Below are 2,064 nucleotides of genomic sequence, written 5' to 3' on the forward strand. Positions count from 1 at the left end.
ACCTGGCGCCATAGGCTGGGTGGCCTGCGCGCCTGGAACTGCCGGATGAGCACGCTGCCCGCGCTCCTGCGTCAGTGCCAGGTGAAGCTGGTGCAAGGCGCCCACACACTCCAACACGGTGGACTGGACCAGCTCCGCGGCCTCGCCGGCCTGCGAGTTGGGTGCTGCTGCGAGTTTTTCACCGACGCTGAGCATGAGCCTGGCCTTGACGGCGCCAAACAGCGCGTCCCAGTCGGCGATCGCGATGTCCAGCGGGTGGTCGGGTGTGAGCGCTTCGAGCTGCCGCTCGGGAAGCGAGGCGAGATGGGCGTCGTCAGCGCCCTCGCCGCCTCCTTTGGCCCAGTCGCGCAGAACATCCAGCGCAGCGGCACTGGTGGCGGGCAGCTCGCATCGGGACTCCTTCATGAGTTCAGGAGAGCTCAGCATGGTCAGCGCCGAGCGCGCCAGCAGCCTGATATTGGGAGGGGGTGAGGAAGCAAGCCGGATCATTTCAGAACCCTCGCTAAAGGAGTTGCATGGCGCTGCAACAGCGGTTGGGCGCTGCGCCTTCAAAGGTTCGCAATATCGCCGTACGCTCCTTTCTAGGCGGCCCTAGGCGATCCGTCCGTGCGGTAACGCACATCGGCCGCAAAAGGTTTTCAGGCCGTGTCGCGGGCCGCAGTTGAGCTGAAACAGGTAAACCGATGCTTTTGCCTGACAGACAGGCCCCCGCCATCCCAAAGCCGCCCCTCAATGCAGCAATTGGGTATAGGTTTTCCGGTCAGCCGCGTAACAGCTGCATGCCGCGGCTTCCAGGCCGCCGCGGTCAAGAACCTTCAATTCACCACGGTGGTATTCGATCAATCCACCGCGCTGCAGCGCGCTGGCGGCCGACGTGATGCCGACGCGGCGCATGCCCAGCATGTAGGCCAGAAATTCGTGYGTCACATGAAAATKGTCGGAATGCGCGCGGTCCTGRCTCATCAGCAGCCATCGGGCCAGGCGCTGGCTCGTCAGGTGAAAACGAAGGCAGGCGGCTGATGCGGACTGCTGCGCCATCAAGACATAAAGGTAGCGGTTCAGGCCGCGTTGCAACGAAGCACTGCGCGCCAGCTCGCGCCGGAAAACGGCGGTGCTGATCCGCCAGGACGCCCCCGCGCCCTGCACCACCGCATGCACCGGCGCGGTGACAACGCCCAGCACCAGTTGCGCACCCAGCATGCCTTCACGCCCCACCATGCCAACCTCCACCCCCGGGCTGCCTTCCACCAGGGCCACAAGGGAAATGAAGCTTTCGACCGGGAAATAGACGTAACGTGTGGGTTTGCCGGGTTCGCACAGCACTTCAGCCAGCGACAGCTCGACGGGCTCGCAGACGGCGAGCAGGCGCAGGCGATCCTTGCGAGGGAGAAGCTCAATGAGGTGGTTTTCGACAGGGGCCAAAGCGGCTCTCCGGTGTAGGCGGACCCCGGGGAGTGCCGGGTCACGGACAAGGCCGCGCTACTGTCGTCAGTTCAATTCGGTGCCCCAGTATGCATGAGGTGCTGCCAACGCCACCGTGTGCCAGCGCACACAGCACACAACAGGCCGCACACCGGGATGCTAGGAGGCGAGTTTTTCGGGAAGCAAGCGGTCGTATTCCTTCTTCACCACGGCATAACATTCACAGGTGCGCTGCTCCAGCCCCGGTCGGTCCAGCACCGTGATGCGGCCGCGCGAATAGCGGATCAGCCCGAGGTTTTGCAGCTTGGTCGCGCCTTCGGTCACACCTTCGCGGCGCACGCCCAGCATGTTGGCGATCAGCTCCTGCGTCATCACCAGCTCATTGCTTTGCAACCGGTCGAGGCTGAGGAGCAGCCAGCGGCACAGCTGCTGGTCGAGCGAATGGTGGCGGTTGCACACCGCGGTTTGCGCCATCTGCGTGATCAGTGCCTGGGTGTAGCGCAGCAGCAGGTGCAGCACCGGCGCGCGCTTGAACTCGTCCTTGATCGCCTGCGCCTTGAGGCGAAAGCCCTGGCCGGCGCTTTGCACGACGGCGCGGCTGGGTGTGGACTCCCCGCCCATGAACAGGGAGATACCCACGAC

2 protein-coding genes and 1 pseudogene are annotated in these 2,064 nt (G+C 64.4%); all 3 read right to left on the reverse strand.

What is annotated here, in order from left to right; all coding sequences use genetic code 11:
* Positions 1-426, reverse strand: a pseudogene (locus AC1D1P_RS21815) (hypothetical protein); the annotation flags it as partial.
* Positions 427-729: 303 nt separating this feature from the next.
* The gene (locus tag AC1D1P_RS21820; RefSeq protein WP_477674414.1) at positions 730-1,422 is read right to left on the reverse strand and encodes a Crp/Fnr family transcriptional regulator; all 693 of its coding nucleotides are present in this window, start codon (positions 1,420-1,422) and stop codon (positions 730-732) included.
* A gap of 159 nt (positions 1,423-1,581) precedes the next feature.
* Positions 1,582-2,064: Crp/Fnr family transcriptional regulator (locus AC1D1P_RS21825; RefSeq protein ID WP_477674415.1), on the reverse strand; the 483-nt coding region annotated here is incomplete at its 5' end.

The sequence above is a fragment of the Polaromonas sp. P1_E1_2 genome (assembly GCF_056406035.1).